Source organism: Rhodococcus sp. HNM0569 (genome assembly GCF_012726205.1).
Taxonomy (GTDB): Bacteria; Actinomycetota; Actinomycetes; order Mycobacteriales; family Mycobacteriaceae; genus Rhodococcus_F.
The window spans coordinates 26,035-49,815 of the sequence record NZ_JAASAE010000017.1 but is presented as its reverse complement, the minus strand read 5'-3'; the positions used below and the strand labels follow the sequence as shown (position 1 = coordinate 49,815).

The window sequence follows — 23,781 nt, the reverse complement described above, 5'->3', positions numbered from 1 at the left end:
GTTGTGTCGCGGGTCACACACTAGACGGGAGGTGGCTGTCGAGCGAGGTGTTCGATGCGGGGTGCGCCGCGAACCGGGCGTCGAGTTCGCGGGCGATGACGTCGGTCGACTCCGGGGAGAGCATCTGATGGTGTGCGCACGGCACCCGGTACTGGTGGATGCCGCCGTCCACGACGTCGTGCCACGCAGCGACCGGGGGTACGGACGACGTCGAGTGCGCGGCGGCGAAGAACAGGACGTCCCCGTGGAAGACGGCCGGTGTGTGCCGCCGTGCGGCTTCGGCGGCTGCGGTGGCTCCGGCGTGCACGCGTTCGAGGTGGTGCGGTGTCAGTCCGGTCGCGGCACCGAAGGTGCGGCCGAGCAGTTCGAGGGCGTCGTCGTAGCTGGGGTCGGGTCCGCCGTTGACCGACACACCGAGGTCTCGGAGCAGGTCCTTGACGGTGGGGGCGCTGCCCGCGGGCACCTGCAGGTGGGTGTCGAGGAGGGCGAGGGTTTCGACCTTCTCGCCTTCGCGTTGGAGTTCGACGGCGGTGGCGTGCGCGACTATTCCGCCGAGGGACCAGCCGAGCAGGTGATAGGGCCCGCGCGGTTGGACGCGCCGGATCTCGGCGGCGTAGCGGCGCGCGAGGGCGTCGATCGTGTCGACCGGTTCTCCGCTCCCGATGGTGGGCAGTTGCAGGCCGTACAGGGGGCGTCCGCTGCGGAGTCGGCGGGCGAGGGCGACGTATCCCCAGGCGAGGCCTGCGGCGGGGTGCACGCAGAACAGCGGTGGCGAGTCACCGTTGCGCAGCGGGACGAGGACCCGCAGCGCGTCGTCGAAGGTCTCGCCGGTGTCGCCCGCCGCGAGGTGCTCGGCGAGGCCGGCGACCGTCGGATGGGTGAAGAGGGCCTGCATCGCGACCGGTCGGCCGAGCCGTTGCGCGAGGTCTGGTGCGAGCCGGGTGGCGAGCAGTGAGCTGCCGCCGAGGTCGAAGAAGTCGTCGTCGGCGGACACGGTGGCGATGCCGAGGTGGGTGGCGAAGGTCTCGGCGACGACGCGTTCGAGGTCGGTCGCGGGTGCGCGGTGGGATTCGGTGCGGCTGCCGAAGTCGGGTGCGGGCAGGGCGCGGCGGTCGAGTTTTCCTGCGGGCGTGAGGGGTATCTCGTCGAGCACGGTGACGACGGCGGGCACCATGTGCGCGGGCAGTCGCTCTGCGACGTGACGGCGTAGAGCGGCCGGGTCCGGGGCGTCGTCCGTGTCGCCGTGGACGTAGGAGACGAGGACGGTTTCCCCGGAGGGGGCGGTGTGACCGAGTGTGTGCGCGAATCCGATGTCGGGGTGGCGGGTGAGGGTGTCGTCGATCTCGCCGAGTTCGATACGGAAGCCGCGCACCTTGACCTGGAAGTCGCTGCGCCCCACGTACTCGAGTTGCGGTCCGCTCTCGTCGTCGATCCACCGCACCACATCGCCCGTGCGGTACATCCGCTCCCCCGGCTCGCCGTGTGGGTTCGCGACGAAGCGTCCTGCGGTCAGGTCCGGTCGGGCGTGGTAGCCACGCGCGAGTCCGCCGCCCGCGACGTACAGTTCGCCGGCGACGCCGAACGGGACGGGACGGAGCCGTTCGTCGAGGACGAGCGCGTGGTCGCCTCGGGAGGGGTGGCCGATGGTGACGTGGTCGCCGGGGGTGAGCGGCTCGGTGAGCGAGGTCATGATCGTGGCCTCGGTCGGCCCGTAGGCGTCGATCATGCGGTGGTTCCCGCCCCAGCGGGTGACGAGTTCGGGTGGGCACGCTTCGCCGGCGACGAGGAGCACGCGCAGGTCGGGCACGCGGTCCGGGGCGAGCGAGGCGAGTGCGGTCGGCGTGATGAAGCTGTGGGTGACCCGGTGGGTACGCAGCACGTCGGCGAGGTCGTCGCCGCCGTACACGCCGGGGGGCACGACGACGAGGGTCGCGCCTGCGCACAGCGCCATCATGTGTTCGAAGATCGACGCGTCGAAGCTCGGGGACGCGAGATGCGAGATCCTGCTGTCGGGTCGTACCCGGAGATGGTCGTGTTCGTCGGCTGCGAGGTCGGCGAGCCCGCGATGCGTGACGGCGACGCCTTTGGGTCGGCCGGTCGACCCGGAGGTGTAGATGAGGTAGGCGGTGTGGTCGAGGCGGGGAACGGGGCGGTCGTGGTCGGTGAGTGGGGCCGGTGTCGTGGCGCCGAGGGCGTCGACCGTGCCGGGGTCGATCACGAGCCAGGCGACGTCGTCGGGAAGCGAGTCGCGGTGGTCGGGGGTGGTGACGCCGATGCGCGCCTCGCTGTCGGCGAGCATGAACGCCACCCGCTCGGGTGGATAGGTCGGGTCGACGGGCACGAACGGCGAGCCGCTGCGGACGGCCGCCCACACGGCGGCGACGGATTCGATCGACCGGGGTACCGCGAGGGCGACGACGGTGTCGGGCCCGGCGCCGTTGTCGAGCAGCGATCGTGCGAGTGTCGTTGCGACGGTGTCGAGTTGCTCGTAGGTCAGGGTTCGGTCGGCGTCGACGACGGCCGGGGTGTGTGGACTGGTGGCGACGGCGTCGTCGAGCAGCTCGGGCCACACTCGCGGTGCGGTGCCGGTCGGGCCTGCTGCGGGCGTGAGGGCATCGTGTTCTGCGGTGGTGAGCAGGTCGAGGTCGCCGACCGGGATGTCGGGTGTGGCGGCGACGGCGTCGAGCAGCTGGAGCAGTCGGTCGGCGAACGAGGCGACGGTGGCGGGGTCGAACAGGTCCGTCGCGTACACGAATGCGGCGTCGAGGGTGCGGTTGTCACTGTCCTGCGTCCGGTCACTGTCCTGTGCGCGGTCACTGTCCTGAGTGCCGTCGGCGACGAGGAGTTCGAGGTCGAAGTTGCATACGGCGGGGTCGAGGCGGACGCCGCGCGCGGTGAGGTCGGGCAGGTCGAGCCGGGTGGCCACGGGGTTCTGGAATTCGAGCGACACCTGGAACAGGGGTGACTGTGCCGTCGAACGGGCGGGGTCGACGGCTTCGACGACGTTCTCGAAGGGAAGGTCGGTGTGGGCGAGCGCGTCGAGGTCGCGGCGCGTGACGTCGCCGAGGAGGTCGGTGAAGGTGGCGGCGCCGTCGACGGGGGTGCGCAGCACGACGGTGTCGACGAACATGCCCACCATCTCGTCGAGCGCGCGATGTCCGCGACCGGCGACTGGGGTGCCGATCGCGATGTCGGACATGCCGGACAGTCGCGCGAGGAGTGCCGCGAATGCGGCGTGCAGGGTCATGAACACGGTGGTGTCGTGGGCTGCGGCGAGGGTGCGCAGCCGCGCGTGCAGTGCGCCGTCGATGGTGAAGCGCACGCTGTCGCCGCGGAAGGACTGTTGCGGGGGCCGCGGACGGTCGGTGGGCAAGGTGAGGACGTCGGGTAGCGCACTCAGCGTTTCCCGCCAGAACCGGGTCTGCTCGGCGGCGCGTGAATGCTGGTCTGCGGGGTCGCCGAGCCGGTCGAGCTGCCACAGTGCGTAGTCCGCGTACTGGATGTCGAGTGGTGTCCAGGTGGGTGCGTCGCCGCGCACGCGGGCGTCGTAGGCGGTCATGAGGTCGCGTGCGAGCGGGGCAAGCGACGATCCGTCGGCGGCGATGTGGTGCACGACCAGGACGACGAGGTGTTCGTCCGGCCCGAGGGTGTGGACGCGAGCGCGGAGCGGGGGGTCGACCGTGACGTCGAATCCGGTGCCGGCGAAGTCGGTGACCGCGGCGAGGACGGTGTCCTCGGTTGCGGCGACCGTGTCGACGGTGAGTGGGGTGTCGGCGGGGTCGAGCACATGCTGTCGTGGTCCGTCGGCGCTTGCCGGGTACACGGTGCGCAGCGCTTCGTGCCGCGCGAGGACGTCGCGGAGGGCGCTGGAGAAGGCGGCGGGTGAGAATCGTCCGTCGAGGCGCAGGGCGAGGGGGATGTTGTAGGCGGCGGAGGTGGGGTCGTACTGGTTGACGAACCACAGGCGCCGCTGGGCGGGTGAGAGCGGGATGTGCTCGGGGCGTCGGGTGCGGGTCGGGCCGGTGTCGGCAACGTCGGGTCCGGTGCTGTCGAGGTGCGCGGCGAGGGCGCGGACGGTGGGGTGCTCGAACAGGCTGCGTACGGCGATGTCGCGGCCGAGACTCTCGCCGAGCCGGGCGGCGGCGCGGGTCGCGGCGAGCGAGTTTCCGCCGACGTCGAAGAAGCTGTCCGTGGCGGAGAGCCGGTCGAGCCCGAGCACGTCGGCGAGTTGGTCGGCGACGATCATCTCGAGTCCGGGTGCGGGCGGCTGGTGGCCGGTCGAGGTGCGGCTCAGGTCGGGTTCCGGGAGTGCGCGACGGTCGAGTTTGCCGACGGGTGTCAGCGGGATCTCGTCGAGCACGGTGACGACGGTGGGCACCATGTGTGTCGGAACGCTCTGGGCGACATGTGTTTTCATCTCCGACGGGTCGATCGTCGCCCCTGGCGCGGGGTGGCAGTGGGCGACGAGGACGGTGTCTCCCGAGGGTGCGGTGTGCGCGACGGTGACGGCGAACGCGACGCTGGGATGCGTGGTGAGGGCGGCGTCGATCTCACCGAGTTCGACGCGGAAGCCGCGCACCTTGACCTGGAAGTCGCTGCGCCCCACGTACTCGAGCTTCGGACCGTGGCCGTCGTCGATCCACCGCACCACATCGCCCGTGCGGTACATCCGCTCCCCCGGCTCGCCGTACGGGTTCGGGAGGAAACGCGTCGCGGTCAGGTCGGGGCGGGCGTGGTAGCCCCGCGCGAGTCCGGTTCCCGCGAGGTAGAGCTCACCGGCGACGCCGAGCGGGACGGGCCGCAGCGCGGTGTCGAGGACGACGGCGTGCGCGCCGCGTATCGGCGGGCCGAGCGTGACGGCGTCGTCGACGTCGAGGGGACGGCTGATCGCGGCCATGATCGTCGTCTCGGTCGGCCCGTAGGCGTCCACCAGGCGCCGGCCGGGGGCCCAGGTGGCGAGGAGTTCGGGTGGCCAGGCTTCGCCGCCGACGGCGAGGTCGGTGAGCGTGGTCAGGTCGTCGGGTGTGAGCGAGGCGAGGGCGGCGGGCGTGATGAAGCCGTGGGTGACTCCGGTGTCGGCGAGGAAGCGGCCGAGTTCGGTGCCGCCGTACAGGTGGGGTGGGACGACGACGAGTGTGGCACCCGAGGCGAAGGCGAGCAGGTACTCGAAGATCGAGGCGTCGAAGCTCGGTGACGACAAGTGCATCACCTGGGCGCCCGGTCCGGCGTGGAAGCGGGTCTGCTGGTCGAGCGCGAAGTTGTGCAGGCTGCGGTGGGTGGTGACGACGCCTTTGGGTCGGCCGGTGGACCCGGAGGTGTAGATGACGTAGGCCGCGTGGTCGAGCCCGACCGGGCGGTGTCCGGTGGGGGCGGGCTGCCCGGCGTCGGGTGCGTGCAGGTCGAGCCAGCGGACGGACGACGGTAGGCCTGCCCGGTACTCGTCGGTGGTGACGCCGAGGGTGGCGCCGCAGTCGGTGAGCATGAACTCGATGCGCTCGGCCGGGTAGCGCGGGTCGACGGGGACGAATGCTGCGCCGCTCTTGGCGATCGCCCACATCGCGGTGACGGACTCGAGGGAGCGATCGACACCGAGGGCGACGTATCGCTCGGGCCCGGCTCCCGCGGCGACGAGGCGGTGCGCGAGGCGGCTGGCCCGCTCGTCGAGTTCGCGGTAGGTCAGCGAGCGGGTGTGGTCGGTGACGGCGATCGCATCGGGATGGGCGGCCGCGGTGGCGGTGAGCAGGTCCGGCAGCGTCCGGGTCGATCCGCCTGCGGGTCCGGAGACCGGGGTGAGGATGCGACGTTCGGCGTCGGTGAGGAGGTCGATCCGGTCGGCGCGGGTGGCCGGGTCGCCGGTGAGTGCGTGCAGCGCGGTGACGATGCGGTCGGCGACGGCGCCGGCGTCGTCGCGGGTGAACACCTCGGTGAGGTATTTGAGCCGCAGATGCAGTGCGGGATCGGCGTGGGTGACGACGCTCAGTGGGTAGTGCGTGGCGTCGTGGCCGGCGATTCCGGTGACCCGCAGCCCGGCGATGTCGGTGTCGCTGTCGAGTCCGGCGGTGTCGACGGGGTACGACTCGAACACGGTGAGCGTGTCGAATTGTGCGGCAGGACCGACTGTCTGGGCGAGGGTGTCGAGGTCGACGTGGTGGTGGTCGAGCAGCGCGGCTTGTTCGGCTTGCACACGTTCGAGCAGTGCGCCGACGGTGTCTCCGGGGCGCACCGTGATGCGCACGGGGACGGTGTTGATGAACAGGCCGATCATGGATTCGATGCCGTCGACGCCGGGCGGTCGGCCGGACACGGTGGCGCCGAAGACGACGTCGGTGCGGCCGGTGAGTGCGCCGAGCACGAGCGCCCATGCGGTCTGGACGAGAGTGTTGACGGTGACTCCGCGCGCCGCGGCGGCGGTGTCGAGACGGTCCGACAGCGCATCGCCGAGGTCGATGTCGAGGTCGACGGAGGCGCCTGTCGCGGTGCGGGTCTCGTGGTGCGGCGCGAGCAGTGTGGGTTGGTCGAGTCCGCCGAGCGCGTGGCGGTACGCGGCGACGGAGGCGTCGGCGTCGCGGTCGGCCAGCCAGCGGAGGTAGGTGCCGAAGTCGTGCGGGCGGTCGAAGGCGCTGTCGTCGCCGGTCGCGTAGGCCAGGAGGAGTTCACGCACGAGGACGGGGGTCGACCAGCCGTCGAGGAGCAGGTGGTGGTTGGTGAGGGCGATGCGGTGCCGTCCGGGTGCGGTGCGGACGACGTCGAGGCGCAGCAGTGGCGCCTGGTCGGTGTCGAAGCGCGTGCGGCGGGCGGTGTCGAGGACCGCGGCGGCGGCCGACTCGGGGTCGGTCCGGGCCGCGACGTCGGTCGCCGCGAACGGCACCTCGACGTGTGTGGGGATCACCTGGACGGGGTTGCCGTGCCCGTCGTCGGTGAACGCGGCGCGCAGGGTGGGGTGTCGGGTGAGGAGGAGGTCGACGGCGTGCCGTAGCCGGTCGGTGTCGAGGGGGCCGTCGACGTCGAGGACGAGTTGCACGATGTACGCGTCGGCCGCGTCCCCCGCGACGAGCGCGTGGAAGAGCAGTCCGGACTGCAGTGGAGCGACGGGCCACACGGTGTCGAGTTGTCCGTACCGGCGCTCGAGGTGTTCGATGCGGTTCTGGTCGAGACGGACGAGGGGCAGATCGGAGGGGGTGAGGCCGCCGGCGTGCGGAGTGTCGGCGTGGCGTGCGAGCGCGGCGGCGGCGGTGCCGAATGCTGTTGCGAGCGTGGCGACGTCGGTGTCGTCGAGTAGTGCGGCGGGGAACGACCAGTGTGCGCGCAGCGCGGGGCCGTCGTCGGTGTCGACGGTGACCGCGTTGACGTCGAGTACGGCGGCGGCCGCCGTGTCGGGGCCCTGCGCGCCGCCTCGGTCGAAGCCGGTGATGGGGAGCCACGGGGTGTCGGCCCCGTGCTGGGTGCCTGCGGTGGGCCTGCCCAGATAGTTGAAGCTCACCTGTGGCTGTGCGAGTGCGGCGAGATCGCGGCAGGCGTCGGTGTCGAGATAGCGGAGCAGCCCGTAGCCGATGCCGTGGTCCGGGACGGCGACCCCGCTTTCCTTGACGGCTTTGACGGCTTGTCCGGCGGCGGGCCCGCCCGCGAGTGCGTCGTCGAGGTCGATCCCGGTGAGGTCGAGCCGTAGCGGGTGGATCGTGGTGAACCAGCCGACGGTGGTCGACAGGTCGGCGCCGTCGGCGATCGTCGTGTCACGGCCGGGCCCTTCGACGGCGAGCAGCACCACGCGGGTGTCGTCGCCGCGGTCGCGGCGCCACGCAGTGAGGGCGAGCGCGAGGGCCGTGAGCAGCGCGTGATCGACGGAGCCGTGGAAGCGGTCGGGCACGGTGGTGAGCAGCGTGTCGGTGACCGCGGCGGGCAGCTCGGTCGCGGTGGTGACGACGGTCGCGGTGGTGTCGCGTGCGGGATCGAACGGCCGGTCCCCCAGCGCCGGTTCGTCGACGTCGAGAGTGGCCCGCCACCAGTCGAGTTCGTCGCGTCGGGTGCTGTCGGCGAGGGCGTGGGCCCAGCGGCGCATCGAGGTTCCCGTGGCGGCGGGTAGCAGCGTCGACGGTTCCGGGGCAGCGTGCTCGTCGTCCGGTGCGTCGCTGCGCGGTGCGGAGGCGTCGTGGTGCGCGGCCCAGGCGGCGGCGAGGTCGGGGACCAGGATGCGCCACGACACGCCGTCGACGGCGAGGTGGTGGATCACGAGCAGTAGCCGACCGGCGTCGGCCGCCGGGTCGAACCACACGGCTTGCACGAGGATTCCGGCGGTGGGGTCGAGGCGGTCGGCGGCGGCATCGAGTTCGGTGGCGGCGAGGGCGAAGAAGTCGTCGGAGTCGGCGACGCTGGTGACCGGGACGCGGCGGACGAGTCGGTCGGCCGCCACCGTGCCGGGCGGCTCGACGTGCAGGGTGACGTCGTGTGCCCCGTCCGGCCGCACGAGCCGTGCGCGGAGCATGTCGTGGCGATCGAGTACCGCCTGCAGGCTCGCGTCGAGCGCCGGGCCGGTCAGCTCGGCGGGTGCGGCCAGCAGCACGGCCTGCGAGTAGCGGTCGACGTTGCCGCCGCGCGCGAGCAGCCAGTGCACGATCGGCGTCGCGGGGAGGCCACCGAGTGGCCCACCGGGCAGCTCGGTCAGCTCGGGCGCAGCGGGTGTGTGTCCGGCGGCGGCCGCGAGCGCGGCTGGGGTCTTGTGTTCGAACACCTCTCGTGGGGTCAGTTCGAGCCCGAGCGTCTTGGCGCGTGCGACGAGCTGGATGGACATGATCGAGTCGCCGCCGAGCGCGAAGAACGAGTCGTCGACGCCGACGGTGTCGACGCCGAGGACGTGTGCGAACAGGTCGATCAGCGTGCTCTCGCCTGCCGTGGCGGGGGCACGGGTGGTGGTGGCGCGGGCCGCGAAGTCGGGTGCGGGCAGGGCGCGGCGGTCGAGTTTGCCGCTCGCCGTCACGGGCAGGGTGTCGAGGACGACGAGGGCCGCGGGCACCATGTAGGCGGCGAGCCCGGTCGCGGCGTCGGCGAGGACCGTGTCGGGGTCGAGGCGGGTGCCGGTTTCGGGCACGACGTATGCGACGAGCCGATCGGTGTCGCTGTGCTCGTCGTGGTGCACGGCGGCGATCGCGCGTGCGACACCGTCGCTGCGCAGCAGCGCGGCTTCGATTTCGCCGAGTTCGACGCGGAATCCGCGCAGCTGGACCTGGGAGTCGCTGCGGCCGAGGTAGTCGATGCCGCCGGTGCGGGTCCGCCGCGCGAGGTCGCCGGTGCGGTACAGCCGCTGTCCCGGTACGCCGTGCGGGTCGGCGACGAACCGTGTCGCGGTGAGTGCGGGCCTGTGCAGGTATCCGCGGGTGAGTTGGTCGCCGGAGACGTACAGCTCGCCGGTCACCCCGGGCGGGACGGGGTGCAGTCGGGGGTCGAGCACGTGCAGTTCGAGTGCGGGCAAGGGTTCGCCGATCGGGCTCGCGTCCGTGCGGCCCGCGAGGGCGCGGTGCAACGGCAGCATCGTCACGTGCACCGTCGTTTCCGTGATGCCGTACATGTTGACGAGGGTGGGCGCGGTGTCGTCGTGGCGGCGGTACCAGCCGTCGAGTCGGGAGGGGTCGAGTGCTTCGCCGCCGAAGACGGTCCACCGCAACGACAACGGCGGCCCGCCCGCGACGCGGTCGGCCTCGGTGAGTTGCGCGAAGGCCGTCGGTGTCTGGTTGAGGACGGTGACCTGTTCGCAGCGGAGCAGGTCGAGGAAGGCGTCGGGGTTGCGTGCGGTGTGATAGCCGACCACGACGAGGCGGCCGCCGTGTGCCAGCGCACCCCACATCTCCCACACGGAGAAGTCGAAGGCGTACGAGTGGAAGAGGGTCCACACGTCGTGCTCGTCGAAGCCGAAACGCCCGCGGGTGTCGTGCACGAGGGTGGCGACGGTGCGGTGCGGCACCGTCACCCCCTTGGGGCGCCCGGTGGAGCCGGAGGTGTAGATGACGTAGGCGGTGCTGTCGGGGTGCAGCGGGGCGTGCCGGTCGTCGTCGGTGAGCGGTGTGTCGGGCAGTGCCGCGAGGGCCGCGGCGGTCGCCTCGTCGTCGAGGCGCACCGTGGGGGGTGCGGCGGCGGGCAGTTCGGTGGCGGGCTCCCCTGCGGTGACGACGCACACGGGCTGCGCGTCGTCGAACATGTAGGCGAGACGCTCACGCGGGTAGGACACGTCGATCGGCAGGTAGCCGGCCCCGGCGTCGAGGACGGCCAGCAGCGTGGCGACGAGGTCACGTCCGCGGGGCAGGGCGACCGCGACGAGTGCGTCGGGGCGGGCGCCGCGGTCGACGAGCAGCCGTGCGAGTCGGTGGACGCGGGCGGAGAGTTCCCGGTAGGTGTAGCTGCCGTCGTCTGCCGTGATCGCGACGGCGTCCGGGTCGACGGCGGCGCCGCGCGCGAACAGGCCGGGCAGGGTGTCCTCGGTGCGCGGGCGGGCCGCGGCGGGGGCGGCGGGCCGTTCGCTGTCGGCGAGCAGGTCGATGTCGCCGACCGGCAGGCCCGGTGCGGTCGTGGCGGCGTCGAGGATCCGCTGCAGCCGGTCGGCGAACAACTCGACCGTCGCCGCGTCGAAGAGATCGGTGGCGTAGGTGAACGCGCAGTCCAGTTCCCCGTGCGGGTTCTCCGCGACGCCGAGTTGCAGGTCGAACTTGGCGACGGCGGGGTCGGCGTCGAAGGCGTCGATCGTCAGCCCGGGGAGTTCGAGATGTGTGCGCTGCGCGTCGTGGAATTCGAGCACGACCTGGAAGAGCGGTGAATGGTCGGTCGCCCGGGCGGGTGCGAGTGCGTCGACGAGCCGCTCGAACGGCAGTTCGGTGTGGCCGAACGCGGCCAGGTCGCTCTCCCGGGTGCGGTCGAGGTGTTCGCCGAAGGTCGTGGCCCCGTCGACGGGGGTGCGCAGCACGACGGTGTCGACGAACATGCCCACCAGTTCGTCGAGGGCCCGATGTCCCCGGCCGGCGACGGGGGTGCCGATCGCGATGTCCGAGAGGCCGGAGAGCCGGGCGAGGAGCACCGACAGCGCGGCGTGCACGGCCATGAAGGTGGTGGCACCGTGCTCGGCCGCGAGCGCGGTGAGCCGGCCGTGCAGCGCGGCGTCGACGGTGAACCGATGGACGGCGCCGCGGAACGACTGGTGTGGCGGCCGGGGACGATCGGTCGGCAGCGGCAGTACCTCCGGCAGGTCGGCGAGGGCCTCGCGCCAGTAGTCGAGTTGCCCTGCCGCGAGCGAGGTGGGGTCGTCGAGGTCGCCGAGGAGTTCGCGCCGCCACAGGGTGTAGTCGGCGTACTGGACCGGCAGCGGTGGGCGTTGCGGGCCGTCGTCGCGGGTGCGGGCGAGGTAGGCGTCGACGAGGTCTCGGGCGAGCGGCGCCATCGACGCACCGTCGGCCGCGATGTGATGGACCACGACGACGAGGACGTGCTCGTCGGGTGCGAGCGAGAACAGTGCCGCCCGCAGCGGCACGTCGGCTGCGACGTCGAAGCCGTCGGCGACGAGTGCGGTGACGCGGGCTGCGAGGTCGTCGGCGTCGACCGGTTCGGGGTCGAGTGCGGCCGGCACGTGCGACGCGTCGGTGACGATCTGGCGTGGCCCGTGCTCGTCGCCGGGATACCACGTGCGCAACGCCTCGTGGCGGTCGATCACGTCGTGGACGGCGCGGGCGAGGGCGGTGGTGTCGAGGCGGCCGGTGAGGCGGATCGCGAGCGGCAGGTTGTAGGCCGCCGAGTCCGTGTCGAACTGGTTGACGAACCACATGCGTTGCTGCGCGGGTGCGAGCGGGAGCCGTTCGGGGCGTGGGCCTGCGGTGAGCGGGAGGTGACCGTGGCCGCCGTGGTCGTCGAAGACGTGCGCCGCGAGAGCGGCGACGGTGGGCGCGTCGAAGAGGACCCGGACGGCGGCGTCGGTACCGAGGGCGGTGTTGAGTCGGGCGACGACGCGGGTCGCGAGCAACGAGTTGCCGCCGATGTCGAAGAAGTTGTCGTCGGCGCCGACGCGCTCGAGCCCGAGGATCTCGGCGACGACGTCCGCGACGACGCGTTCGAGATCGTTCGACGGTGCCCGGTACCGGCGGCCGGTGTCGGTCAGGTCGGGAACGGGCAGCGCGCGCCGGTCGAACTTGCCGACCGGGGTGAGGGGGATCTCGTCGAGGACGATCACCCTGGCGGGCACCATGTGGGCGGGCAACCGGGTCGCGAGGTGGGTCCGTACGTCGGTGGGGTCGACGGTGCGGTCGGGCTCGGCGAGGACGTACGACACGAGCACGGTCTCCCCGGACGGCGCGGCGTGCCCGGTGGTGTGGGCGAACGCGACGGCTTCGTGACTCGTTGCGGCAGCGTCGATCTCGCCGAGTTCGATGCGGAAACCGCGGACCTTGACCTGGAAGTCGCTGCGGCCGAGGTATTCCACCGTGCCGTCGCGGAGCCAACGGACCACGTCGCCGGTGCGGTACATCCGTTTTCCGGGGTCGCCGAACGGGTCGGCGACGAACCGTGCCGACGTGAGACCGGGCCGGTCGTGGTAGCCACGCGCGACGCCGGGGCCCGCGACGTACAACTCCCCCGCGACGCCGATCGGGACGGGGCGCATCCGGTCGTCGAGCACGACTTCGTGGAAGCCGAGGGCGGGTCCGCCGACGGTGACCGTCCGGTCGGGTTCGAGGGCGGGGCTGACGCTGGTTTCGATGGTCGCTTCCGAGGGGCCGTAACCGTTGAACATGCTGCGCCCGGGCGCCCAGCGGGCGACGAGCTCGGGTGGGCACGGTTCGCCGGCGACGACGAGCGAGCGCAGCTCGTCGAGCCCGCGCGGGTCGAGGGAGGCGAGCGCGGTCGGCGTGACGAATGCGTGCGTGACGTGTTCGTCGCGGAGCAGCCGGGCGAGTTCGTCGCCGCCGTACACCTCGGGCGGCACGATCACCAGGGTGGCGCCTGCACAGAACGCCTTGGTGTATTCGAAGATCGACGCGTCGAAGCTCGGGGACGCGAGGTGCGACACGCGTGCCCCGTGGGTGAGGCGGAAGTGCCCGCGCACCTCGGCGCCGAGGTTGGTCAGGCCGCGGTGGGTGATCACCACTCCCTTCGGGCGGCCGGTCGAGCCCGACGTGTAGATCAGGTATGCGGGGTGGTCGAAGTGCAGCGGCGCCGTCCGGTCGGCGTCGGTGACCGCCGCGGCGGGTGTGGCATCGACGCGCCGCGCGGTCGCGGGGTCGTCGACGACGAGCCAGGGCACCGTGTCGGGCAGGTTCGGGCGGTGTGCGGTGGTGGTGAGCCCGTGGACGGCGCCCGAGTCGGTCAGCATGTAGTCGATCCGCTCGGCCGGGTAGGTGGGGTCGACCGGGACGAAGGCCGCGCCGGTCTTGGTGACGGCCCAGACGGCGGAGACCGATTCGAGGGAGCGGGCCAGGGCGAGCGCGACGACGTCCTCCGGTCCGATTCCCCGATCGACGAGCAGGTGCGCGACGCGGTCGGACCACTCGTCGAGCTCCCGGTAGGTCATGGTGGTGCCGCGGAAGGTCAGCGCGACGGCGTCCGGCACGATCGCGGCGGTCGTGGTGAGCATCTCGGGCCACAACTGCGGCGAGGCGGCGGGCAGGCCGCGGGCGGGCGCGAGCGCCGTGAGTTCGTCTCGGGTCACGATGCCGATGGCGCCGATCACCGGTGACGGCGCAGCGCCCTCGTCGAGGCCGCAGACGGCGTCGACGATGCGGGCGAGGCGGTCGGCGAACGACGCGACGGTCTCGGGGTCGAACAGGTCGGTCGCGTAGGTGAACGACGCGCGGATCCCGCCGGGTCCGCCGTCGTCGTCGACGGTCTCGGCGACCGACAGCTGCAGGTCGTACTGGGACAGGGTCGTGTCGAGGTCGACGACGGTCGCGGTCAGCTCGCCGAGCGCGACGTCGGGGCGTTCGGTGTCCTGGAATTCGAGCAGGACCTGGAACAACGGCGAGTATGCGGCGGAGCGTGGCGGGTCGAGCACTTCGACGAGCCGCTCGAACGGCAGGTCGGCGTGGTCGAAGGCGGACAGGTCGTCGTCGCGGACCCGCGCGAGGAGCGTGTCGAAGGGCTCGTGCTCGTCGACGTGGGCACGCAGCACGACGGTGTTGACGAACATGCCGACCAGATCGTCGAGAACCTGCTCGCCGCGTCCGGCGACGGGGGTGCCGACGACGATGTCCGAGGTCGACGACACGCGGGCGAGCAACACCGCGAGCGCGGCGTGCACGACGGTGAACAACGAACTGTCGTGCCTGCGGGCGAGGGCGAGGAGCGCGCGGTGGGCCCGCGCGTCGAGGGTGAACGGCAGCCGGGCGCCGCGGCCGGTGCGCTGGGCCGGGCGCGGCCGGTCGAGTGGCAGCTCGAGCAGTTCGGGGATGCCGGCCAGGCGATCCCGCCAGAACGCGAGTTGCCGGGCGGCGAGCGAGGTCGGGTCGTCTTCGTCGCCGAGCAGGGCGTGTTGCCACAGCGTGTAGTCGGCGTACTGCACCGGCAGCGGTTTCCGGTCCGGGGCGTGGCCGTCGCGGCGCGCTGCGTAGGCGGCCATCACGTCGCGCGCGAGCGGGCCGAGGGAGAAGCCGTCCGCGGCGATGTGGTGCACCACCAGGACGAGGGTGTGCTCGTCGGCGGAATCGGTGAACAGCCGGACGCGGGTGGGGATCTCGCCGGCGACGTCGAATCCGGTCGTCGTGGTGCGGGCGATGCGCGCGGCGAGGTCGCCGTCGCTGTCGTGCCCGTCGAGGGCCTCGAGTGCGAACGTCGCGGGTGCGGCGGCGTCGGCGGGCACGACGGCCTGGACCGGCTCGGTGTCGACGAACGGGTAACGCGTGCGCAGCGTTTCGTGGCGTGCGACGACGTCGGCGAGTGCGTTGCGCAGGGCGTCGAGGTCGAGCCGTCCGGTCAGTCTCAACGCGACGGCGATGTTGTAGGCGGGTGAGGTGGTGTCGAACTGGTTGACGAACCACATGCGTCGCTGGGCCGGCGAGAGCGGGACGTGTTCGGGCCGCGGGTGCGCGGCGAGCGCGGGCCGCCGGCGGGCGCCGCCGCGCTGGAGGTGCTCGGCGAGGTCGGCGACGGTCGGGTGGTCGAACAGGTCCCGGATGCCGAGCTCGGTGCCGAGCAGTGTCGACAGGCGGGCCGCGAGGCGCATCGCGAGCAGCGAGGTGCCGCCGAGGTCGAGGAAGCTGTCGTCGGCCCCGACCCGGGGGACGTCGAGCAGGTCGGCGAAGGCGTCGGCGACGGCGCCTTCGGTGGGGGTGCGCGGCGCCGTGTAGGCGGGGGCGCCGTCGGTGAGGTCGGGGGCGGGCAGCGCGGCCCGGTCCAGTTTCCCGTTCGGGCCGACGGGGAGTCGGTCGAGTGTCAGCAGGGCCGCGGGGATCATGTGCTCGGGCAGCAGGGTGTGCAGGTGGGCGAGCACGTCGGCGGTGTCGAGGGAGTCGCCGGTGCGCGGGGTGACGTAGCCGGTGAGGACGTTGTCGGCGCCGCGGTGCACGCGCACGACGGCCTGCGCGACGTCGGGGTGGGTGCGCAGTGCGTGTTCGATCTCGCCCGGCTCGACTCGCACTCCGCGCAGTTTGACCTGGAAGTCGGTGCGCCCGAGGTAGATCAGTGCGCCGTCGGCGGGCCGCCGGGTCGCGAGGTCACCGGTGCGGTACATGCGTTCGCCTGCGAGGCCGTACGGATTGGCGACGAACCGTTCGGCGGTCAGGGCGGTTCGCCCCCGGTAACCGCGTGCCAGTTGGATGCCGGCGAGGTACAACTCGCCGACCGCTCCGGGCGGTACCGGGTGCAGGCGGGCGTCGAGGACGTAGGCGCGTGTGTTCCACACCGGGCTGCCGATCGGCACGGTGCCGTCGTCGTGGTCGGTGGTGGCCCACGAGGTGACGTCGACGGCGGCCTCGGTGGGGCCGTACAGGTTGTGCAGCGCGGCATGCGGCAGTGCCGTGCGGGTGGCGGCGGCGGTGTGCGCGGGCAGCGCCTCGCCGGACGCGAACACCAGGCGCAGCGACGCGGCGTGGCCGGATTCGGCGGCGAGCGCCTCGGTGAACACCGCGAGCATCGACGGGACGAAGTGCACGACGCTCACGCGCTGCTCGTCGACGACGCGGATCAGGTAGTCGGGGTCACGGTGTCCGCCGGGCGCGGCGAGGACGAGCCGCGCGCCGGTCTGCAGCGGCCAGAAGAACTCCCACACCGACACGTCGAAGGTCGCGGGCGTCTTCTGCAGCACGGTGTCCGCACCGTCGATGGGGTACGTGTGCTGCATCCAGCGCAGCCGGTTGACGATCGCGCCGTGCGGCACGGCGACACCTTTCGGCCTGCCGGTCGAGCCGGACGTGTAGAGCACGTAGGCGAGCGTGTACGGGCCGGGTGCGGGGCGCTCGGCAGCAGTGAGCGGGGCCGCGGATTCGGCTCCGGTGTCGAGCGTGTCGAGACGCAGGGCGGGCACGTCGTCGGGCAGCATGTGCGCGTCCGCGCTGGTGGTGAGCACGAGCAGCGGCCGGGCGTCGTCGAGGACGTACCGGGTCCGGTCGGCGGGGTGGTCGGGGTCGAGCGGTAGATAGGCGGCACCTGCCTTGACGATCGCGTACATCCCGACGAGCAGTTCGAGCGAACGCGAGGCGGCGAGCCCGACGACGGTGTCGGGGCCGGCGCCGCGGCGGAGCAGGACGCGGGCGAGCCGGTTGGTGGCCGCGTCGAACTCGTCGTAGTCGAGGCTCCGTCCGTCCGCGACGACGGCGGGCGCATGCGGGGTCGCCGCGGCCTGCGTGGCGAACAGGTCGGCGAGGGTCGCGTGGACGGTCGGGGCTGCGTGCGCATTCCACTCGTACAGCACCCGGGTGCGTTCGTCGGCGGTGAGCAGTGCGAGATCCCCGACGGGACGGTCGGGGTCGGCGGTCGCGGCGTCGAGCAGCTGCACGAAGCGGCCGGCGAGGGTGGCGGCGGTGGCGGAGTCGAACAGGTCGGTCGCGTACGACAGTGTCCCGGTCAATGCGGTGGCGCCGTCGCCGGTCGCGGTCTGCGCCAGCTGCAGGTGAAGGTCGAACTTGGTGGTGCCGGTGTCGACCTCGGCGATGTCGACGGCGAGGCCGGGAAGTTCCAGATGGGCGTGGTCGGTGTTCTGGAAGGCGAGCATCACCTGGAACAGCGGCGAGTACGCGGCTGAGCGGTCGTGTGCGAGTTCGTCGGCGACCACGTCGAACGGCAGGTCGGCGTGCGCGAAGGCGGCGATGTCGTCGTCGCGGACGTGAGCGAGCAGTGCGCCGAATCCGCCGTCGGCCGCTACGTGGGTGCGCAGGGCGACGGTGTTGACGAACATGCCGACGAGGTCGTCGAGTGCGCTCTCGCCCCTGCCGGACACGGGTGTGCCGATCGTGATGTCGCGGTCCCCCGACAGCCTGCCGAGCAGCGCGACGAGCGCTGCGTGCACGACCATGAACTCGGTGGTCCCGTGCGTGTGCGCGACGGCCTCGATCCGGCGATACAGCTCGGGGCCGATCTCGATCGGGACGCCCGCGCCGCGGAAGGACTGTTGCGGTGGCCGCGGCCGGTCCGTCGGCAGCGACAGCAGGTCCGGTGCGCCGGCGAGACGGGTGCGCCAGTAGTCGAGTTGCCGGCCGGCGCGCGAGGCGGGGTCACGAGGGTCGCCGAGCAGCTCGTCGAACCACAGTGAGTAGTCGATGTACTGCACCGGAAGTGCTGTCCAGGAAGGTGTTTCACCACGGGCGCGTGCGTCGTAGGCGCTCGTCAGGTCCCGGGCCAACGGTGCGAGCGAGGCTCCGTCGGCGGCGATGTGGTGCAGCACGACGACGAGCACGTGGTCGTCGGGGGCGATCTCGAACACGCGCAAGCGTACCGGCGGGTCGGCGGTCACGTCGAAGCCGGCACCGACGCACGCGCTGATCGCGTGGGGCAGGGCGTCCGCGCTGATCGCCTCGGCCGAGGCCGAGGCCTGCACGTCCCGGTCGCGAAGCGCGTCGACGGGCAGCACCCGTTGGACCGGTCCGGACGGAGTCGCCGGGTACACGGTGCGCAACGCTTCGTGCCGGTCGAGGACATCGTGCACGGCCGCCGCGAGCGCGGCGGTGTCCAGCCGCCCCCGCAACCGGATCGCGGCGGGCACGTTGTAGGCGGCGGAGGCCGGGTCGAGTTGGTCGATGAACCACAGGCGCCGCTGTGCTGCGGACACCGGGATGTGCTCGGGCCGGGGACGCGCCTGCAGGGTGGGGCGGGAGCCGGTCGCCGCCTCGCGCAGGCGAGCAGTGAGAGTGCGCACGGTCGGAGCGTCGAACAGGATCCGCACACCGAGATCGGTGCCTGCGACGGCGTTGACGCGGGCGAGTACCCGCGTCGCGATCAGCGAGTTGCCGCCGAGGTCGAAGAAGCTGTCGTCGCGGCCGACCCGGTCGATGCCGAGCTGGTCGCGGAACACCCCGGCGACGGCGTGTTCCAGGTCGTCGGCGTGTTCCAGGTCGTCGACGGGCTCGAGGCCACCGGAACCGGCGAACACGGGGGCAGGCAGGGCGCGGCGGTCGACCTTGCCGACCGGGGTCAGGGGGATCTCGTCGATCTCCACGAGCGCGGCGGGGACCATGTGGGCGGGCAACCGGTCGCGGACGTGTTCGAGCAAGGCCGCCGTGTCGAGCGTGCGGCCGGCGTCGGCGAGCACGTACGACACCAGGATCTGGTCACCGGCCGGGCCGGTGCGCCCGAGCGTCGCGGCGAAGGCGACGGTGTCGTGTTCGGTGAGCGCCGTGTCGATCTCGCCGAGCTCGACACGGAAGCCGCGCACCTTCACCTGGAAGTCGCTGCGCCCGACGTATTCGATGGTGTCGCCGTGCCAGCGGACCACGTCGCCGGTGCGGTACATGCGGCTGCCGGGTGGGCCGTACGGGTCGGCGACGAAGCGGGTCGCCGTGAGCGCAGGACGGTCGAGGTAGCCGCGGGTGACGCCCGGGCCGCCGACGTACAGCTCCCCCGGCGCGACGCGCGGGACCGGATGCAGGCGGCCGTCGAGGACGGTCTCGGTGACGCCACGGACAGGACGGCCGATGGTGACGGTCTCGCCCGGCACGAGAGGTTCGCCGATGTTGACGACGATCGTCGTCTCGGTCGGCCCGTAGGCGTTGATCATCCGCCTGCCCGGTGCCCACCGGGCGGCGAGTTCGGGGGTGCACGCGTCGCCCGCGACGGTGACGGCCCCGCAGTCGACGCCGGTCGGATCGACGGATGCGAGCGCCCCCGGCGTCGAGAACGCGTGCGTGATCCGTTCGCTGCGCAGCAGCCGCGCCAGTTCCGGGCCCCCGTACACGTGTGCCGGGATCACCACGAGGGTGCCGCCGCTCCCGAAGGCGGTCATGTACTCGTAGATCGACGCGTCGAAGCTCGGCGACGAGAACTGCGACACCCGCGACTGCGCTGTCGGCGCGAGCCGCTCGTGCACGGTCGCGAACAGGTCGGCGAGCCCACGGTGCGGAACGACGACCCCCTTGGGCCTGCCGGTCGAGCCGGAGGTGTAGATCACGTAGGCGACGTGGTCGACGCGTAGTGGCGTGGTGCGGTCGGTGTCGGTGACGGGACGCGCCTCGGCCTGCTCGACCCGCGCAGCGGTCGTCGGCTCGTCGAGCACGAGCCACGGGACGGTGTCGGGCAGGTCGGTGCCGGTGACGGTGATCCCCACCAGCGCCCCGCAGTCGCCGAGCATGTAGCGGATCCGGTCGGCGGGGTAGGACGGGTCGACGGGCACGAAGGCGGCACCGGTCTTGGCGACGGCCCAGGTCGCCACCACCGAGTCGATCGAGCGGCCGAGCGCGATCGCGACGAAGCGTTCGGGTCCGGCGCCCAGGTCGAGGAGTACCCGCGCGAGCCGGGTCGACCGGTCGTCGAGCTCGCGGTAGCTCAGTACGCGGCCCTCGCAGGCGACGGCAGGCGCATCGGGCGCGCTCGACACGGCGCCGGTGAGCAGCTCCACGAGTGTGCGTGCGGGGACCTGGTCGCCGCCGCGGGCGGGCAGCAGGCCGTGCGGTTCGTCCGGCCCGGTCACCGGCAGGTCCCCGACCGCGGTCCGGGGATCGGTGAGGACGGCGGCCAGGACCCGGGCGAGCCGGTCGACGAGGTCGGTCGCGGTGGCGGCGTCGACGTCGGCGGGTCTGCGGACGGCGCGCACATGCAACCGGTCCGGGTCGGCGGTGACGTGCAGGACGAGTGGCGCGCTCAGGTGCGCAGGCGGGTCGGTCTCGGTGAGCACGACGGGCACCGCGCGTCCGGCTGCTGCTGCCGGACCGTCGGTCGTGAGGCCCGCGTGCGCGGCCACCGCGCGGTCGAGGGCGTCCACCCGTTCGAGGTATCGGGCGAACGGTTCGGCAGGATCGACGAGCACACGCAGCGGCAGGACGGCCGTGGCGGACGGCCTGCCTACGACGGTGTCGGTGGTTGCGGTCAGTCGCGACACCACGACGGTGAGGGCGGCGTGCACGGCGACGAACAGGGCGTCGCCCGCGCCGTGTCCGGGGTCGTCGACCAGCGCAGCGAGTGCCGTCGGATCGACTGCCAGGTCGATATCGAATTCCGTTGCTGTGCTGTCGCATTCGGGACGGTCGGGTGCGGCGGAGCGGGGCAGGCGCGGCGCGTCGGGAGCGTCGGTGAGCATGTCGTCCCAGAATGCGGCAGCGGCGGCGGCGCGCGTGCGACGTCTGCCGAGTTCGACGGTGGCGGGATCGATCCGGTCGATGCGGGCGTCGTCGGGTGCATGGACGAACTCGTCGAGCAGTGCGACGAAATGCCGGTGGTGCTCACGGAGTTCGTCGAGGTCGTATCGGTTCGGGTTCCCACGGAAGTCGACGAAGGTGTGTGCCGGGTTCCCGCTCTGATAGATGTTGACCAGCAGGTCCTCGACCGGACCCGAGGTCATGATGTGGAACTCGCCGCGCAGATCGCCGAGTTCGATCTGCTGCCGGAACAGCATCACGTTGATCATCGGTCCCGAATAGCGGTGCGGGTCGTCCGCGGCGCCGCTCTCCCGCCGGAGGTCCTCGAGGCTGTAACGCTGGTGCCGCAGCGCACCGGTCAGCTCGAGCAGTACGCGCCGAGTCAGCTCGCCGCGGGTGTCGTGCGGGTCGACGTGCAGGTGCAGCGGCGCAGTGTTGACGAGCATGCCGCCCGAGCGGCGCACCGTCGCGGTGGTGCGTGCGGACACCGGGAGGTTGACCACGACGTCCTCGCGCCCGGTCATTCGCGCGAGATAGCAGGCGAAGGCCGCGACGACGGTAGCGCTCGCCGAGGAGCCCGGTTCGTCACCGGCGCCGGTGAGCGTGCGGACCACCTCGTCGGGCAGTGCCGCACCGTGGAGCACGTCGTGAGCGCGGGCGGGGCCGTCGCGACGGGCGAGGGTGCTGCCGTCCTCGAGGCCGGCGACGCGTCCGAGCCAGTAGTCGCGGTCGGCCGTGTAGCGGTCGGAGTCGCGGTAGGAGCGGTCCCACTCGTAGAGGGTCGGCAGATCCGCCGCACGCGCCGGAGCCGGCTCGTCGCCGCGGATCGCCGCCGTGTACAGCTCGGCGACGCGGTTGACCATCGTCATCGCGGCGTAGCCGTCGAGCGCGACGTGGTGGATGCGGGTGTACCAGAGGTACCGGTCGGCGGCGACGCGCAGCAGGGTCATGTTCACCAGCGGGTCGGCGGCGAGGTCCACGGGCCGGGCGTAGTCGGCGTGCATCCAGTCGGTTGCGGCCCGCATCGGTTCCGGTTCGTCGCGGAAGTCGAGGACCTCGATGCGTCCGCGCGCCAGCGACGGGTCGACGAACTGGTGTGGGTCTCCGTCGACGTCGACGACCCGGAGGAAGGCGGACTGGAACTCGCCGCCCGCAGTGCGTGCGACGGTCTGCAGCAGTTCGACGTCGAGATCGCCTCGCAGATCGACGTACTGGGCGATGCAGATCGGGACGTCGGGGGCGAGTTGCTGGGCAAACCAGATCGACCGCTGTGCGGACGAGAGCGGGAAGGCATCTGTGGGCAGAGTGCGACGATCTCGCAACGACATGTATCTCTCCGGGGAACGATGCTGCTGGCCGTGGCCGGCGCGCCCCGACGCCGCGTCGTGTCGTCGTCCTGTGCCGAGCCGGGGGCTTTCGCGACCGGGACCGGCCGTGGGTGATGCCGGCAGATGCTCCGGACGCCAATTCTCAACCTAGAGCACTTTCCGTCGCTTTTCGCCGTAGTCGAGAAAGAACGGCGAAAAACTCTGACCCGCCGGACGGTGGGCTGGAACAATCGGCATCACGCAATATCGGTCTCGCCCGAGAATCGGCGATCCGGACAATTCGGTCGGGGTGGACACCCGTTTTGCCGGCCGCTGCCGAATTATCACCGTGACATTCGGCTCGGGTGCGCATTCGCATTTCTTCGAAGGAGACAACTTATGCCCCGTCACAGCACTGCCCGCACGCTCGCCCGGCGGATGGTCGCGCCGCTCGCCGTGGCCCTTGCCGTCGCCGCTCCGGCCGTCGGGGCGGCCGAACCCGCCGCGCCGCCGGGACTGCCGCTCGACGACCTGCGGGCTGCCGCGAGCGCGCAGTCCCCGGAGGCGGCGGACGCGGTCGAACGACTCCTGGCCGGATCGGGGTCGGTCGATCCGTTCGCTCCCCCGCCGAAGAACGTGCCGCAGCCGTTCATGCCCGCGCCGACCGTCGGACCTGGGTGCGGCGGTGGTGTCGTTCCGTACGCACAGACCACCGCCTGGGTGCATCCCGGTCCGCACGACAGCGTCCCGCTCGGCTCGATCCAGGTGTTCGTCGACCGGACGATCGACGTACCGATCGCCGACTCGTCGATGACTCTCGTGTGGCTCAACGTCGAGAACCTGCGCGGCGGAATCGGCACCCTCGACGCGGCGGGGCCACATCTGACGGCGACCGTCGACAGCGGGCCCGGCGCGGTCATGGCCGCGGTGTTCGGGTCGATCCGCTACGCGAACGGGGCGTTCTGCCAGGTCGTGTACACGATGGGAGGATTCTTCGCCTGACGAAACAGTCGGTGCGTGCAGAACGCCATTCTTGGTAGCGCGTCCGCACCAGAATTTCGAATACCTATTTCGCTGCACTGGATGCCATTTTTTTGTGACACGGACGCACCACCAAGAAAATCGCGCGTAACGAATTCGAGGTGAGTCGCGAGATAAACATGTGCGCTCTTGCCGGGCGCGCGCCACATTCGCTCGGCGACGACCGTGAACCGCCGCAGTGCCGGAGGGGTGCGTGCCATCATGAGTACATCCACTCCGGCCGCCCCCTTCGGGGAGCGACTCGTCGATGCCCGGTCCGCCACGACTCGGCATCGCTCCGCACATCACCGGCACGGCACCCACCACACGGGGAGCAGACGTGGACGACAGCAAGACAGTGATCGACGAGACGTCCTCGGCACCAGCGCGTGTCGGTGGGCCGGACATCGAGGCGACGCTCGAGGAGTTGCGTGCGCAACTCGACCGCGTCGATCGGGCCCTGCTCGACGACATCCGCGACCGTATGCTGTTGTGCGCGCGCGTCGCCCAGGTCAAGCGACAGCACGCCATCGCGGTCGTGCAGCCGGGCCGGATGCGGACCGTGCACCACCGTGCGCGCGAATACGCCGATCGCCACGGGCTCTCCGCCGAGTTCGTGCGGGCGTTGTACGACCTGCTGATCGACGAGGCGTGCCGCGTCGAGGACCGGATCGTCGACGACGCCCGGCCCGGCGGCACTCGGAGTTGAGGCCGCC

Annotated in this window: 3 protein-coding genes; 2 read left to right on the top strand and 1 reads right to left on the bottom strand. The window is 71.9% G+C overall.

Annotated features, from left to right (window positions below):
* Positions 1–13: 13 nt before the first annotated feature.
* Positions 14–22,066, bottom strand: coding sequence for a non-ribosomal peptide synthase/polyketide synthase (locus HCA44_RS18375; protein ID WP_169650774.1), 22,053 nt, complete (start codon positions 22,064–22,066; stop codon positions 14–16).
* Positions 22,067–22,444: 378 nt separating this feature from the next.
* Between HCA44_RS18375 and HCA44_RS18370 the strand changes: the two genes are divergently transcribed.
* Entirely contained in the window at positions 22,445–23,047 is a 603-nt protein-coding gene (locus tag HCA44_RS18370; protein ID WP_240945629.1) for a hypothetical protein, read from the top strand.
* 358 nt (positions 23,048–23,405) lie between these two features.
* On the top strand, positions 23,406–23,774 hold the full coding sequence (locus HCA44_RS21095; protein ID WP_346764786.1) for a chorismate mutase: 369 nt from the start codon (positions 23,406–23,408) through the stop codon (positions 23,772–23,774).
* Positions 23,775–23,781 lie beyond the last annotated feature (7 nt).

Excerpts from the sequence above, each read along its gene's own strand:
- HCA44_RS18375 (WP_169650774.1), bottom strand. The coding sequence starts at position 22,066 with ATGTCGTTGCGAGATCGTCGCACTCTGCCCACAGATGCCTTCCCGCTC.
- HCA44_RS18370 (WP_240945629.1), top strand. The coding sequence starts at position 22,445 with ATGCCCCGTCACAGCACTGCCCGCACGCTCGCCCGGCGGATGGTCGCG.